Origin of the sequence: Streptomyces musisoli (assembly GCF_016741855.1) — a bacterium.
GTDB lineage: Bacteria > Actinomycetota > Actinomycetes > Streptomycetales > Streptomycetaceae > Streptomyces > Streptomyces musisoli.
Genome location: NZ_JAERRH010000033.1, coordinates 1 through 14,349, shown reverse-complemented (window position 1 = coordinate 14,349; position 14,349 = coordinate 1). Strand labels below are relative to the sequence as shown.

General features: G+C 73.5%; 13 protein-coding genes. 8 read left to right on the top strand and 5 right to left on the bottom strand.

What is annotated here, in order from left to right; translation table 11 throughout:
• Window positions 1-135: 135 nt before the first annotated feature.
• Window positions 136-3,309 (bottom strand): sacsin N-terminal ATP-binding-like domain-containing protein, encoded by a 3,174-nt coding sequence (locus tag JK361_RS37930; protein ID WP_201827170.1) that lies wholly within the window; start codon window positions 3,307-3,309, stop codon window positions 136-138.
• Between the two features lie 141 nt (window positions 3,310-3,450).
• Between JK361_RS37930 and JK361_RS37925 the strand changes: the two genes are divergently transcribed.
• On the top strand, window positions 3,451-3,942 hold the full coding sequence (locus JK361_RS37925; protein ID WP_201827168.1) for a hemerythrin domain-containing protein: 492 nt from the start codon (window positions 3,451-3,453) through the stop codon (window positions 3,940-3,942).
• 155 nt (window positions 3,943-4,097) lie between these two features.
• Here JK361_RS37925 and JK361_RS37920 read toward each other — a convergent pair whose 3' ends face one another.
• Window positions 4,098-5,060 (bottom strand): YihY/virulence factor BrkB family protein, encoded by a 963-nt coding sequence (locus tag JK361_RS37920; RefSeq protein ID WP_201827166.1) that lies wholly within the window; start codon window positions 5,058-5,060, stop codon window positions 4,098-4,100.
• 207 nt (window positions 5,061-5,267) lie between these two features.
• Between JK361_RS37920 and JK361_RS37915 the strand changes: the two genes are divergently transcribed.
• A complete protein-coding gene (locus tag JK361_RS37915) occupies window positions 5,268-6,896 on the top strand; it encodes an alkaline phosphatase D family protein (RefSeq protein ID WP_201827163.1) in 1,629 nt (542 codons plus the stop codon).
• Window positions 6,897-7,157: 261 nt separating this feature from the next.
• Window positions 7,158-7,745, top strand: a complete 588-nt coding sequence (locus tag JK361_RS37910) for an ATP-binding protein (RefSeq protein WP_201827161.1) — start codon at window positions 7,158-7,160, stop codon at window positions 7,743-7,745.
• A gap of 106 nt (window positions 7,746-7,851) precedes the next feature.
• On the opposite strand, the gene JK361_RS37905 is transcribed toward JK361_RS37910, so the two are convergent.
• A complete protein-coding gene (locus JK361_RS37905; RefSeq protein ID WP_307787430.1) occupies window positions 7,852-8,775 on the bottom strand; it encodes a DUF3027 domain-containing protein in 924 nt (307 codons plus the stop codon).
• Between the two features lie 384 nt (window positions 8,776-9,159).
• Between JK361_RS37905 and JK361_RS37900 the strand changes: the two genes are divergently transcribed.
• The 4 genes from JK361_RS37900 to JK361_RS37885 all read left to right on the top strand — a co-directional run bounded on the left by JK361_RS37900 (window position 9,160) and on the right by JK361_RS37885 (window position 12,767).
• On the top strand, window positions 9,160-10,560 hold the full coding sequence (locus tag JK361_RS37900; protein WP_372448781.1) for an MFS transporter: 1,401 nt from the start codon (window positions 9,160-9,162) through the stop codon (window positions 10,558-10,560).
• Between the two features lie 143 nt (window positions 10,561-10,703).
• On the top strand, window positions 10,704-11,177 hold the full coding sequence (locus tag JK361_RS37895; RefSeq protein WP_201827159.1) for a DUF2771 family protein: 474 nt from the start codon (window positions 10,704-10,706) through the stop codon (window positions 11,175-11,177).
• Complete coding sequence (locus JK361_RS37890) at window positions 11,150-11,899, top strand: futalosine hydrolase (protein WP_201827157.1); 750 nt, start codon at window positions 11,150-11,152, stop codon at window positions 11,897-11,899. The genes JK361_RS37895 and JK361_RS37890 overlap by 28 nt, the downstream gene beginning before the upstream one ends.
• Window positions 11,889-12,767, top strand: a complete 879-nt coding sequence (locus tag JK361_RS37885) for a 1,4-dihydroxy-6-naphtoate synthase (protein WP_201827155.1) — start codon at window positions 11,889-11,891, stop codon at window positions 12,765-12,767. The genes JK361_RS37890 and JK361_RS37885 overlap by 11 nt, the downstream gene beginning before the upstream one ends.
• 47 nt (window positions 12,768-12,814) lie before the next feature.
• Here JK361_RS37885 and JK361_RS42520 read toward each other — a convergent pair whose 3' ends face one another.
• On the bottom strand, window positions 12,815-13,198 hold the full coding sequence (locus JK361_RS42520) for a cold-shock protein (protein WP_201827153.1): 384 nt from the start codon (window positions 13,196-13,198) through the stop codon (window positions 12,815-12,817).
• Between the two features lie 164 nt (window positions 13,199-13,362).
• Here JK361_RS42520 and JK361_RS37875 point away from each other — a divergent pair, with 164 nt between their 5' ends.
• Window positions 13,363-13,626, top strand: a complete 264-nt coding sequence (locus JK361_RS37875) for a hypothetical protein (protein WP_201827151.1) — start codon at window positions 13,363-13,365, stop codon at window positions 13,624-13,626.
• Here JK361_RS37875 and JK361_RS37870 read toward each other — a convergent pair.
• The gene (locus JK361_RS37870; RefSeq protein ID WP_201827149.1) at window positions 13,590-14,234 is read right to left on the bottom strand and encodes an HAD family hydrolase; all 645 of its coding nucleotides are present in this window, start codon (window positions 14,232-14,234) and stop codon (window positions 13,590-13,592) included. The genes JK361_RS37875 and JK361_RS37870 overlap by 37 nt on opposite strands.
• Window positions 14,235-14,349: the final 115 nt, after the last annotated feature.

Sequence of the window (14,349 nt, the reverse complement as noted above, 5' to 3'; positions counted from 1 at the left end):
CCCACGTCTAGATCTGCGGAGTCGGGTGACTCCGCAGATGTGACGCGGCAACAAAGTGAAAGGTTGTACTAGTAGTGAAAAATTCGTGCAGGAGTTGTCACCAGGGGAACGAGAAGAGCGAGGAACCAGTCCGGGTCAGTCGAACCAGCGGTCCCGCGCCAACTCCTCGGTCCGTGACGGGTCTTCCAGCAGCGCGGCCACCTCGAACCGCCGCGGCCACTGCCCCGCCGCCCACGCCAGCCCCGCCGCGACTCCCTCCAGGGTGGCCGCGTGCAGCACACCGTCGTCGGTCAGCCGCCAGTCGATCTCCACGCCGTCCACGACCAGTTCCTCGTGCTCGACGTACGTCCGCGGTGTCCGCGGCCCGAGCAGCACCCGCACCGGGTCCGGCACGTCGTGCTCGGTCCCCTCGGAGTGCACCTCACCGGTGACGGACTCGCTGAGCCGGCGCACCTGGAACAGCTCCGCCAACTCAGCGGCACGCGCGGGCCGGACCGGCAGCAGCGGCACCCCGGAGGTGAACGGCAGCAGGTCCGGCGAGTCGACCACGACGGCCGCACCGGCGTCCACGACCTCCACCCGCCCGTCCACGACGGCCCGCAGATCGTCCGGCAGGGTCACCTGCTCGGGATCCAGCTCCGCCAACGCGCCGTACAGGCCGTGCAGCTGAGCGGCCGTGACCTGCCGCTCCGGGGCGGCGAGCCGGTCCAGCAGCTCGGCGGCGCCGCCGGGCTCGTCCAGCAGCGCACCGACGGAGGTGCGCACGCCGAGCGCCCGCAGCACCTGCTCGTCCTCGAAGCCGGTGGCGTCCGCCTCGTCGTACAGACCGCGCAGCAGCGGGTCCCCGCCGGCCGCGAGCAGACCGGCCGGGCGCCGGCCGTCGAGTACCGGGTGCCCGCGCAACCACCAGGCCGTGTACGGCCGTACGACCTCGTGGGTGCCGTCGGGCAGCAGGATGCGCACGGGCTGGGTCAGGGCGTCCCGCAACGGCGGCCGCGCCAGCAGGGACAGCGCCTCCGGCCAGTGGTCGTCGTCGACCAGGTCCAGGTCGCGGACGGCGACGAGTTCGGTGGCCACGGGCGGCACCGGGCTGTCCGGGAACCGGTCCAGGATGTCCTCGCACCACACGTCCACGGCGTCCAGCAGCCCCGCGTCGTCCGGCTCGGCGTAGTCGCCCTCGCGGGGCTCCAGCTCGTCCGGGTCCAGGACGACATCGGTGGCGCGGACCAGCGCGAAGCCGGCGAGCACCCCGCACGCGGCGAGCGTCCGCTCCCCCCACCTCTCGGCCAGCTCGGCGTCCACGGCGGCCAGCTCGCCCTCGCGGATCACCCGGGCGAAGGCGCTGCCCGGGAACACCAGCTCGCCGGCGGGCGCCAGCTCGCCGTCCTCGTCGGGCAGCGCGAGCGCGCCCAGCCAGGGCTCGTCCCCCGGCTCCAGGTCCGCGTCCCGCACGAGGGCGAGCACGGTGTCCGCCAGTTCCTCGGCGTCCAGCGCGTCCTCCTCCCAGCCCAGGGCGCCGTCGTCCTCCAGCGAGCCAGCGACGGCGGCCCGCACCTGCGGGGTGGTCAGCACCGCGCGCGGGGTGGCGGGCAGCGCACCCAGCTTCTCCAGCAGCGGGTGCGCGGCGTCACTGTGGGCGACCTTCAGCCCGAGCCGCCCGAGGACCTCCGGATCGATCCGGACCGCGTCCGGGGCGGGCAGCAGCACCTGCCGGGGACCGATGGTGGTCCGCGCTCCCCCGGCACCGAAGCCCTGGGACGTGCCCCCGGCCAGCGGCACCGGCAGCCCCGACAGCCGGTCGGGATCGACCCCGGCGAGGCTGTCGTACAGCCGCCACCACCACTCGGGTTCCTTCTCCAGCCCGGCGAGCCGGTCGACGGCGTCGGCGAGAGGCAGCCGGGCGACCCCGAGGGACCGCAGCTCCACGCGCCGCTCCAGCCCCGCCGGGAGCAGCGTCGGCAGCACCTCGGCCAGCACCCGCACGGTGTCGGCCCCGGCGCCCTCGACGATCTCGGCGTCCCGGGGCCGCAGGGCCTCCGGCAGCTCGTCGTCGGTCTGCGCCTCGACGGCCGGCGGCAGGAACGCGGTGCGCGGCAGCCGCTCCAGCACGGCCTGGCGCAGCGCCCCGTCCAGCTCGCCCTTGCCGAGCGGCCCGGGAACCAGGTCGACGATCCCCGGGCCCACCGGCCGCCATCCGGCGAGCAGTTCGGCGTAGACGTCGGCCGCGCGCTGCACCAGGAAGTCGGTGAGCGGGCCCGGGGCCGCGTGCCGCCGGGTGGTGTCCAGCGGGAAGGAGGCGATGAGCAGCGCGGGCACGCCCAGCGGCTCGTCGCTCGGCGTCGGCGCGTGCACGACCGGGCTCGTCCGGGGCCGGACCGGGGCGCCGTAGGCGTCGACGGGCACGGCCCAGGTCACCGACCAGTGCGGCCGCAGCCTCTCCTCCACCGGCCGGCCGGCGAGCAGGTCGGGGGTGAGCGGCCCGTGCGCGGAGGCGGACCGCCAGTTGGTGATGCCGTCCCGGGAGTCCTCGACGACCGTGAAGGCGCCGTCGGTGCGGCGGCTGAGGGTCCGCGGCACCTCGCCCTCGATCTCCACGACCACCTCGGCCAGCCCCGGCAGGGCGAGCAGCAGGGCGTCGTCGACGCCACCGAGCAGCCGCTCGGCGAGATCGGCGGCGGCCGCGTCCCGCAGGGGCAGGATGACGGCGGTGTCGTACGGCTCGGGCGCGGTGCCCTCTGCGGCGAAGGGCAGCCGCAGCAGGGGCACGTGCCCGTCCCGGCGCCGGACCTCGTCGCCCAGCCCCGGGCTGTGCCGTGCGGTGTCGGCGGCCAGCTCCCGGGCCTCGGCGAGGGACCAGCGCACCCCGCCGTGCCGGCCCACGATCGCCGGCTCGTCGGTCACCGCGAGTACGGCGGCGAACCCGACACCGAACCGCCCGACGGCACCGTGCGTGTTCCGGGTGTCCCGCTTCGCGGAGGCCCGCAGCGTGGCCAGCGACTCGACACCGGCCGCGTCCAGCGGGGCACCGGTGTTCGCGGCCACGAGCACGCCGTCACGGAGGGTGAGCCGCAGCCGGCCGGGTGCCCCGGCCCGCGCGGCGGCATCGGCGGCGTTCTGGGCCAGCTCGACGACGAGCCGGTCACGGTAGCCGCCGAGAACGAGGTCCTCCTCGGCGTTGGCGTCCTCCCGGAACCGGGCGGGGCTGGTCGCCCAGGCGTCGAGGACGCCGCGACGCAGACGGGCCGTCCCGAAGGGATCGGCACCCTCGGCCGCCGGCCGCACGAACTTGCTCACGTTCACTCTCCTCATCCGCGTGAGGACGAAGGTACAGCGCGGCCGGGCCGGAGCCGGAAGGGGCGTAGGGGGGCCGCGGACCCGGTAGGCCATCAACGCGCAGGGTGGGGGTAGTCGGTCGGGGCCTGTCCGTTCGCACGAAAGTGGTGTCCGCTGATGGCCCAGACACAGGACGTCGTCCAGCTCATCCTCCAGGACCACCGGCGCATGGAGGACCTCTTCCGTCTGATGCGCAGCGTCGAAGCCGACCGAGCGGCCGCGCTCCGGGAGTTCGCGGACCTGCTGATCGCGCACGCGCTGGCCGAGGAGGCCGAGGTCTATCCCGCCCTGAAGCGGTACAAGAACATCGACGACGAAGAGATCGAGCACGGCGAGCACGAGCACGACGAGGGCAACGAGGCCCTCCTGGGCCTCCTGGAGGTCGAGGAGGTCGGCTCCGAGGAGTGGGACACCAAGCTGGAGGCGCTGGTGGAGGCGGTCACCCACCACGCCGACGAGGAGGAGCGCACCATTCTCAACGGCGCGCGCGAGAACGTGGCGACGGAGCGGCGCGAGGAGCTGGGCGCGGCGTTCCTGGAGGAGCGGGAGCGCCGGCTGAAGGAAGGCTGCGGATCGCTCGACAACGTACGCCGCCTGGTCGGATCCTGAACCGCGCGCCGGCGCGGCGCGATCGGCGCACCGCGGTGTGACACCGGGGCGGTCTGACATCGGCGCGGTCTGATACCGGGGCGGTCTGATAGGCGCGGTCGGCGCGCCGCGCCGGTGTCAGGGTCCCGGCCCGGTGTCAGAGCCCCGGCCCGGTGTCAGGGTCCCGGCCCGGGGTCCGGCCGGACGGCCCGGCCCAGGCCGGCGCGGGCCGCCTCCAGCTGCGCGGCGAACGCGATGCCCAGGAACAGCGCGACACCCGTCAGGTTGGCCCACAGCAGCAGGGCCACGAAGGCCGTGAGGGGGCCGTACACGGTGCCGAAGGAGCCGCTGCGGGAGACGTAGAGCGTCAGCAGCCAGGTGGCACCGACCCACAGCACCAGGTGGACGGCGGAGCCGAACGCCAGCCACGTGTACCCCGGCTGGTCCCGGCGCGGCGACCAGCGGAAGATCACGGCGGAGGCGACCCAGGCGAGGACGGTGCCCACCGGGATCTCCAGGGCGCCCCACCACGCCGGGGGCGCGGACCGGCCCAGCGCCTCGGCCGTCGCGGCGCCGACGGCCTCACCCGCGACCAGGACCAGGAAGCCCAGGACCATCGGCATGCCGGCGGCGAAGGCGAGGAGCACGGCCCTGCCGTACTTCCGCGGGAAGGGCCGGTCCCGTTCGATGCCGTAGATGCGGTTGGCGCCCCGCTCTACCTGGCCCATCGCGGAGGCCAGATTGAGCACGGAGAAGACCAGTCCGAGGCTGAGCGCGACCGTGCTCCAGGTGCCGGAACCGGCGGCGCGGCGGGTACCGCCCAGGGCCTCCCGGATCACCTCGGCCCCGGCGCCCGGCACGATCCGGCCGAGCGTCAGCTCGATGACGCGCCCCACGCTCTCCGTGTGCGCGGCCGTGGCGAGGCCGACGAGCGCGATGGTGAACGGCATCATGCCCAGCACGATCTGGAAGCCGAGGGCGCGCGCGTTGGTGAAGCCGTCGGCGTAACGGAACCGGGAGAAGGCGTCGAGCAGCAGCCGCGCACCACCGTAGCGCTGCAGCGCGGTGAACGCCTCGTCGCCGGAGAGTTCTTCCCCGACCATGTCCCGCGTCTGCGGGACGTGCACCACCGTCCCCATGCCCCCGCCTCCCCTCAGCCGGCCGCCCACCCTCCGGCGGACCGACCACCGGACGGCGTACGGCTCCCCACCGCCGTCCCCCTCCGCATGCCCGCGCCGGACGGAGGCAGACGCGGTACATGCCCGGCGGGCGCCCACCGCCCGCCCGGCCGGTACGGTCTGAACGGCCGTTCCTCTCCGTACGCCACGAGACAGGAAGGCGCCCACATGGCCGAACTGCGTCTGGGCCCGCTGCTGAGATACACCGACGACTCGTGCGCGACCGTGTGGGTCGAGACAAGCGGACCCTGCACGGCACAGGTGCGCTGCTCGAACGGCGCGAGCGGCACGGCCCCCGCCTTCCGGGTGGCCGGGCACCACTACGCGCTGGTCACGGTGACCGGACTGGAACCGGGCACCGCACCCTCGTACGAGGTGTTCCTGGACGACACCCCGGTCTGGCCCCTGCCGGACTCTCCTTTCCCGCCCAGCGTCATCCGGTCCCCCGGCGCCGGCGAGACCGTCCGCGTCACCTTCGGATCATGCCGCTGGGCCGCGCCCCCGGCGGACGGCAAGGACCCGGTCGGCCCGGACGCCCTGGACACCCTCGCCCGCCGCCTGTCGGCCGACCCAGAAGCGCAGCCACCGGACGTCCTGCTCCTGCTGGGCGACCAGGTCTACGCGGACGAGACCTCCGCGGAGACCCGGCGCCTGCTGGCCGGCCGCCGCGACCTCGACGAGCCGCCCGGCGCCCAGGTCGCCGACTACGAGGAGTACTGCCACCTCTACTACGAATCCTGGCTCGACCCCGAGATCCGCTGGCTGCTGTCCACCGTGCCCAGCTTCATGATCTTCGACGACCACGACATCGTGGACGACTGGAACACCTCCGCCGCCTGGCTCGCCGACATGCGCACCACCGACTGGTGGCAGCAGCGGCTGCTGGCCGGCCTGATGTCCTACTGGGTCCACCAGCACCTCGGCAACCTCTCCCCCGCCGAACTGGCCCACGACCCGACCTGGGCCGCCGTACACGCCACCCAGGACGGCACGGACGCACTGCGCGCCCTCGCCGAACGGGCCGACACCGACCTCGCCTCGGTCCGCTTCAGCTACCGCCGCGACTTCGGCCGCGTCCGGCTGGTGATGGTGGACTCCAGAGCCGCACGCGTCCTCGAGGAGAACCGGCGCGCCATGCTCGACCCGGGCGAGGCCGCCTGGCTGCGCGAACAGGTCCTGGCCGACGAGGGCGCGTACGACCACCTGCTGATCGGCACCTCCCTGCCCTGGCTGCTGCCTCACCTGGTGCACGCCGCCGAGGCCTGGGACGCGGCCCTGTGCGCGGGAGAACGCGGCGACCGCTGGGCCCGCTTCGGCGAGCGGCTGCGCCGTGGGGCCGATCTCGAACACTGGGCGGCCTTCCCCCGCTCCTTCGCCGACCTGGCCGACCTGATCGCCGAGGCCGGATCCGCGCCGGGCGCCCCGGCCGGCGTGTACGTCCTGTCCGGGGACGTGCACCACGGCTACATCGCACGGGCGACCTGGCCGTCCGGCGGCTCGTCCGCCCCCGTCGTCCAGCTCACCTGCTCCCCCGTGCACAACTCCGTACCCCTGACGATGCGGCTCGGCTTCCACTTCGGCTGGAGCGCCCCGGCCCGTCTCCTGGGACACCTCCTGACCCGCCACGGCCGCTGCGCCCGCCCACCGGTGCGGTGGCGCAAACAGGGCGGCCCATGGTTCGGCAACCAGCTCATGACCCTGACCCTGCGCGGCCGCTCGGCCCACCTACGCCTGGAACGCACCAACAAGACCTCAACCCTGCACACAGCACACGAAACGCCCTTGCCCCCCACCTAACCCACCCCCCTCCCCCCGAGGGCGGGAGGGATCGGCAGATTCGTTCCACTGGCCCAGCGACGGATGTCCGGAATCAGGCCCGCGACGGACCCACCGCCCGGAACGGATCTGCCAATCCCACCCGCCTAGCGCACGCCGAGTGCACGTCGGGCGCGCGTCGGGCTCGACAGGCCGGACACCGGCGGACAAGCGCCGGACAGTGACCGTACGCAACCACGCGGTCGCTTTTCAGGGGCCACGGGCGCGGCCACTCTGAGTGATGTGAACCAGGAAATCTCCACCCCCATCCCCAACTTCACGGCGCAGTTGTCCCCCACGCCACGCGGCGCCCGGCTCGCCCGGCTGCTGGCCGGCGCACAACTGCGCACCTGGGGACTCCCGTTGGACCCGGCCGAGCTGATCGTCGGTGAACTCGCCACCAACGCCGCCACGCATGGCCGCGTGGCCGGCCGGGACTTCCGGCTGACGCTGTACGTCGTCGGCGACACCCTCCGTATCGAGGTGACCGATACGCGCGGTGACCGGCTGCCGTGCCCGGTGAGCGCCCCGGCGGCGGATGCCGACGGCGGGCGGGGGCTGCTGCTGGTGGCGGCGTTGGCCGAGCGGTGGGGCACGGCACCCGGGCTGCCGCCGCGCAAGACGGTGTGGGCCGAAGTGCGGGTCGGGACGGCCGAAGTAGGGATCGGGCGGGCCGGCTCAGGCCACAACGCGCCGACGCAGCACCCGGGCCCCACCCCGAGACCCGAAGCCACCCCCCAGGCCGAAGCTGCCCCGCAGGCCGAAGCCACCCTCCAGCCCGAAGCCACCCTCCAGCCCGAAGCCACGCCCCAGGCCGAAGCCACCCTCTAGCCCGAAGCCACGCCCCAGGCCGAAGCCCCCTCTAGCCCGAAGCCACGCCCCCAGACCAGCCTGGCCACTCCTCAGGAGTGTGCTCCAGCCCAGCCCCGGCCACTCCTCAGGAATGTCCCAGTTCCGCCGTTTCCTCGTCGCCCGTTTCCGGGACCGAGCCGGAGTCGGGGGCCGGGCGGAGGGGGAAGGGGTCGACCCTGGTCTCGTCGATGACCGGCGCGGCCGGCTGCGGGGGCTTCGGCATGACCGCCGCCTCCGAGTGGCCGCCGCAGCCGTAGGAGAGCGAGACCACGCGGCCGTCCGCCGGCGAGAACTCGTTCGCGCAGACGCCGAAGGCCTGGCCGAGGGAGCCGCCGATGGGCGTCAGGAATCCGCAGGACATGCACGACGCCGGGGCCGCCTGGGCCATCGGCGTCTTCGGGCCGAAGGCGTCCTCCCAGCGGTCGGCGGCGGTGTGCAGGCCGTAACGGGACAGGACACGCGCGCGCCGCATGCCGAGTTCCTCGGCCACCGCGGCGATCGAACCGCGGGTGGGGGTCGTCGGCTGGGTGGCGGGCGCGCCGGGGGTGACGTCGGCGTCCTCGGCCTCCGCCAGCTCCCGCATCTCCTCGGAGACCAGCGAGTTCGGCGGGGGCTGCTCCTCGGCCGTGTAGCCGGGCTCCAGGCGCAGGTCGTCCTGGTCCGTGGGGAGCAGGTCGCCGGGGCCGAGGTCTCCGGGGCGCAGGCGTTCGCTCCACGGCACCCATTCGGGGGCGAGGAGGGCGTCGGGGCCGGGGAGGAGGACGGCCTCGTCCACGGTCACCAGCTTGGCGCGGGAGGCGCGGGCCACGGTCACGGCCCAGCGCCAGCCCCGGTAGCCCAGTTCCTTGCACTCGAAGAAGTGCGTGACAACGCGGTCGCCCTCCGACACCAGGCCGGTGTGCTCGCCGACCACGCCGGGGGCGGCGGCCTCCTCTGCGGCGGCGCGGGCGAGGTCGACGGCCTCGGCGCACAGGCGGTCGGGGGTGCGGCTTCGCGTTGTCGCGCTCACAGGTATCGCTTCTCTCCTACGCCGTCTCGTCGAGTGCGGCTGCCTCCGGCGGTTTCGCCGACGGAGCGGACCTGGGGACCGCATCGACGTCTGCATCCGCGCGCCTGGGCGCACCTCTGCCATCCATTCTGCGTTATGGCTGAGATAGGCACGCTACACCGGGCGGGATTCGTGGATATTCCCACCCGCCCACCTGAGCGGGCCGTCCGGAGCCCGGGTGCGGGGTCGGCCGGCCACCCGGGCGGGACGTCCGGAGCCCGGGGGCGGGGCCGTACGGGGGGATGCACGACCATGCGGCGCGATGCGGGGCGATGCGGCGCTGTGCGGGGTGATGCGCCCGCCATCCGTGCCGTACCGCACTATCCGGCCGTATCTCGGGGCACTATGAACGTCGTGACAGCCGCGGACAAGGCGAGTGATCGGGGCGGCGGTTCGGGCCGGGTGGGTGGTGCCGTCCGCGCGATGGGCCGTGCCCTGCACTTTCCTGTCTCCGGCGCGGCGCGGGGGATCCGCAGGGCCACGCACGCGCACGGCGCGGGCGAGTCGGGCCTGGGCAAGCTGATCGAGCTGCACGCGGTGAACGGCGCCGGGGACGTGATGGTCACGGTGGCGCTGGCCTCGACCGTGTTCTTCTCCGTGCCCACCGACGAGGCGCGCGGGCGGGTCGCGCTCTATCTCGCCATCACGATGGCTCCGTTCACGGTCCTCGCTCCGGTCATCGGCCCGCTGCTGGACCGGCTGCCGCACGGGCGGCGGGCCGCGATGGCGGGGTCGATGCTGGCGCGGGCGCTGCTCGCGCTGGTCATCTCGGGGGCGGTGGCGAGCGGCAGTCTGGAGCTGTATCCGGCCGCGCTGGGCGTGCTGGTGGCCTCGAAGGCGTACGGCGTGGTCCGCAGTGCCGTCGTGCCGCGGCTGCTGCCGCCGCGGTTCTCGCTGGTGAAGGCCAATTCCCGGGTGACCCTCGCGGGGCTGCTGGCGACGGGTGCCGCCGCGCCGGTCGCGGCGGGTCTGCACGCGGTCGGCGACCCGTGGCCGCTGTACGGCGCCTTCCTGATCTTCGTTGCAGGCACGTTTCTGTCGTTCTCCCTGCCGCCCACCGTGGACTCGGCCAAGGGCGAGGACGTGGCGCTGCTCGCGGCCGACGAACAGCATCTGCACGGGCCGTACCGCAAGCGGGTCAAGCGGCCGGGGCTGCGGACGGTCGGGCCCGCCGTCACCCACGCGCTCGGCGCCAACGCCGCCCTGCGCTGCCTGTCCGGCTTCCTGATCTTCTTCCTGGCCTTCCTGCTGCGCGAGCATCCGCTGACCGGGCAGAGCGCGGCCGTGTCGCTGGGGATAGTGGGGGTCGCGGCGGGGGTGGGCAACGCCTTGGGGACGGCCGTGGGCGCCTGGCTCAGGTCACGCGCGCCGGAGGTCATCATCGTGGCCGTCGTCGCGGTGGTGCTCGGTGCGTCGGTCGTCGCCGGCCTGTTCTTCAGCGCGTTCCTGGTGGCCTGTCTGGCGGCCGTGGCCGGGTTCGCGCAGGCGCTGGCCAAGCTGGCGCTGGACGCGCTGATCCAGCGGGACGTGCCGGAGCAGGTGCGTACCTCGGCGTTCGCCCGCTCGGAGACGCTGCTGCAGATGGCGTGGGTGTTCGGCGGCGCGGTCGGGATCGTGATGCCGCTCAACGGCACGGTGGGGCTGCTGGTCGGCGCCGTGTTCGTGGCCGTCGGCTGGCTGACCACGCTGAGGGGGCTGCTCGCCTCGGCCCGGCACGGCGGCCGGGCGCGGGCCAGGGTGGCGTGACCCCGCGCCCCCCGGCGGGTGGCATCGGCCGGCGTAACGATCCGGGAACGGCTTTCCCGGTCCCGGGCACGCGTGGCGTAACGAACCGGGCACGCCGCACCCCACGTGGGGGGACGGCTCCGGGCGCCCGATAGCCTTCGGCCATGACCACGCTGCAATCCGCTGTGCGACGCCGCCGCGCCGTCGCCGTCGCCGGCGCCGTTTCCGCCGGACTGCTCGTCCTGTCGGCCTGTGACAAGCCGACCCCCGTCGCGACGATCACCGTCGGCGGGGACTCGGTCAACTCCGAGGCCCTCTGCTACAACGACGGCGACAAGCTGAACGCCGAGTCGCTGAAGGACTGCGTCAAGAACGCCGACGACGTGAAGTCGATCAAGGTCGGCCAGGACGAGACCGTCCGCATCGGCGTCGACCCGAAGATCGCGGACGCCGGCTGGGTCGTGCTCGTCAACGGCCGCCCGTTCAGCGACTTCAGCAAGGAGACCTACCGCACCATCCCGAGCAGCGCGTTCTTCAGCGCCCAGTACGGCACGCAGGGCGAGACCAACAAGCTCGCGATCCAGATGGGCGAGAAGAACGTCAAGGGTGTGTGGTCCTTCGAGCTGAAGAAGGCCTGATCACGACTTCCACCGTAAGGGTCCTCGTCGCCACCGCGGTTCCCGTCGAGCGGGACGCGGTGGTCCGGGCGTTGCCCGCGGCGGCCGAGGAGGTACGGCTGCCGGGCGCGACCCTGTGCCGTACGGCTGCGGGCTGGGACCTGCTCGCCGCCGGTGTGGGTCCGGCGCTCGCCGCCGCCGGCACCGCCGGCGCCCTCACCGCCGCCGCGCTGGCCGGCCGCCCCTACGATCTGGTCGTCTCGGCCGGGATCGGCGGCGGCTTCCCGCCCGACGCGCCCGTCGGCTCGCTCGTCACCGCCGACGCGATCACCGTGGCCGACCTGGGCGCCGAGACCGCCGACGGCTTCCTCCCGGTCACCGAACTCGGTTTCGGGACCGTCACCCACCGCCCGCCGGAATCACTCGTCCGAGTCGTGTCCGAGGCCACCGGCGCCCGCGCCGGCACGATCCTGACCGCCTCCACCGTGACCGGTACCGCCGCCCGCGCCGCCGCCCTGCGCGCCCGGCATCCCGACGCGCTCGCCGAGGGCATGGAGGGCTTCGGGGTGGCGGAGGCCGCCGCCGCGCACGGTGTGCCCGTCCTGGAGATCCGCGCGGTCTCCAACCCGGTCGGACCCCGCGACCGGGCCGCCTGGCGCATCGGCGACGCCCTCACCGCCCTCACCGAGGGCTTCGGGAAGCTCGCGCCCGCCCTGGAGAGTTGGAACCCACATGAGCACTGAGCCGCTTCGGATCGCGTACTCCCCCTGCCCGAACGACACGTTCGTCTTCGACGCCCTCGCCCACGGCCGCGTCCCCGGCGCGCCCGCGCTGGACGTGACCTTCGCCGACATCGACATCACCAACGGCATGGCCGAGCGCGGCGAGTTCGACGTGCTGAAGGTGTCGTACGCCGTCCTGCCGTACGTCCTCGACGAGTACGCGCTGCTGCCGTGCGGGGGCGCGCTGGGCCGGGGCTGCGGACCGCTGGTACTCACGCGGGAGCCGTCGGCCGGGGGCACCTCCCCCGCTTTCGGCGGTGGGGAGCTGACGGGCCGTAGGGTCGCCGTGCCCAGCGAGAAGTCCACGGCCTACCTGCTGTTCCGCCTGTGGGCGGCGGACACCCAGCCGGGCGGGATCGGCGAGATCGTGGTCATGCCCTTCCACGAGATCATGCCGGCCGTGCGGGACGGCAAGGTGGACGCGGGTCTGGTCATCCACGAGGCCCGGTTCACCTATCAGAACTACGGGCTGCACAAGCTCGCCGACATGGGCGAGCACTGGGAGCGGACCACCGGGCTGCCGATCCCGCTGGGCGCGATCATCGCCAAGCGCTCGCTGGGCGCCGAGGCGCTCGGCCGGCTCGCCGACTCGATCCGCGCCTCCGTGCGCGCCGCCTGGGACGACCCGGAGGCCTCCCGGCCGTACGTCATGGCGCACGCCCAGGAGTTGGACCCGGCCGTCACCGACCAGCACATCGGGCTGTACGTCAACGAGTTCACCGCCGGCCTCGGGGAGGACGGCTACGCGGCGGTCCGCGGGCTGCTCACACGTGCGGCGGCCGAGGGGCTCGTACCGCCCCTCGGCCCGGATGCACTCGCGTTTCCCTGACGGATTCCCGGATTCCGGGTTCCGCCGGGACAGGGATCAGACAGGGATCAGACGTCCAACTGGTCGGCGACCGCGCGGAGCAGACCGGCGATCTTCTTGCCGGAAGCCTTGTCCGGGTAGCGGCCCTTCTCCAGCATCGGCGTGATGTTCTCGAGAAGGGTCGTCAAATCCTGCACGATCGACGCCAACTCGTCCGGCTTCTTGCGCTGGGCGGCGGCGACCGAGGGCGTCGGGTCGAGCAGGATCACCGACAACGCCTGGTCACCGCGCTGACCGGCGACGACCCCGAACTCCACGCGCTGTCCCGGCTTGAGCGAATCGACTCCGGCGGGGAGAACCGAGGAATGGACGAAGACGTCACCGCCGTCGTCGCGGGAGAGAAAGCCGAAGCCCTTCTCGCTGTTGAACCACTTGACCTTGCCGGTAGGCACGTCTGTCCTCGTCCTCGTACTCGTTGGGAAAACTGCTCGGAAACGGCTCTTGATAGCACTAGAGCGGGTCGACCATGACCCGCCGCTACCAAGGCTAATGGTCTTCGGGCCGGTGACAAGACGTCCCCCGGTTGTTCTCTCGCGCAGGGAACTACCCTGGTCCGGTGCGTGACAAAACCCAAACGAATTCCGCCGAGCCCGGTGACCGACTGATCCGCGCCGGTGCCGTCGTCTTCTTCCTCGGGGCCGTGGCCACCCTCGTCACGGTGGCCCCGCTGTTCTTCGGGGCGAGGCCATTTCCGACGTACATGTTCGGCCTGAGCATGCTCATGGCCATCGGATTCCTCGTCGCCGGTGCCGGTGTCCTGCGGTCGGTCACCGCCGGCCGGCGTCAGGCGCGGGAGGCCGCGCCGGGCGCCTCGCGGTAGCCGGAGAGCCACGCCGGGAAGGCGGACAGACCGGCCAGGACGACGTCCGCACCGGCCGCGGTCAGTTCGTCGGCCGGGCACGGGCCGGTCGCCACGGCGACCGAAAACGCACCCGCCGCACGGGCACCGCGTACGTCTCCGACGTGATCGCCGACGTACACGCCGGCGCCGTGCTCGCGCAGCGCCGCCGCCTTCTGCTCGGCCCACAGGTCACCGACCACCACGTCCGGCTCGATGCCGAGGTGGGACAGGTGCAGCTTGGCGTTGGGCTCGTACTTCGCCGTCACCACCATCGTCCGGCCGCCGGCCGCGCGCACCGCGTCGATCGCCTCCCGGGCGCCGTCCATGGCGGGCGTCGCGGCGATGGCTATGGAGGGGTACATCTCCCGGTACAGGTCGGCCATCGCCGGCACCTGCTCGGCCGGGAACCACTGGATCAGTTCCTCCGCCAGCGGCGGACCCAGCCGGGTCACCGCCAGATCGGCGTCGATGAACGTCCCCGTGCGCTCCGCCAGGGCCAGGTAACAGGCACGGATGCCCGGCCGCGAGTCGATGAGGGTCATGTCGAGGTCGAAGCCGACGGTGAGGTTGAAAGCCATGGTGGCCATTCTGCCGGGCCACGGGACCGGGGGCGGGAGGGTTTCACGCCGTGGGGGGAGCGCCGTTCGGCGGGTGCCGTTCGGCGGGTGCGGGTTCGTGGGGGCCATTTGGCGGGGGCCGTTT